1 protein-coding gene is annotated in these 295 nt (G+C 46.4%); it reads left to right on the forward strand.

What is annotated here, in order from left to right; all coding sequences use genetic code 11:
• Window positions 1-295: condensation domain-containing protein (locus ICN41_RS11265; protein ID WP_216293022.1), on the forward strand; the 295-nt coding region annotated here is incomplete at both ends.

Below are 295 nucleotides of genomic sequence, written 5' to 3' on the forward strand. Positions count from 1 at the left end.
CTGATCCAAGCTGAGGCAGCAAAACCTTTCAATCTAGGACAAGACTATTCTTTACGAGCACAGCTGATTTTGCTTAGTCAAGATCATTCAGTGCTATTACTGACGATGCATCATCAGGCGGGGGATGAGCAGTCGATAGGTGTTTTGATTAGAGAGCTCAATGAAGCTTACAGCGCTTACGTCCATGAGCAAGAGCCTACTTGGGAGCCTTTACCGATTCAATATAGTGATTGGGCCGCTTGGCAAAAGTCTTCTCCAGTTCAAGGCCTACAAGCCAAAATCGCACGGGCTAAAG

The organism is Polynucleobacter sp. 15G-AUS-farblos, from assembly GCF_018882445.1.
Taxonomy (GTDB): Bacteria; Pseudomonadota; Gammaproteobacteria; order Burkholderiales; family Burkholderiaceae; genus Polynucleobacter.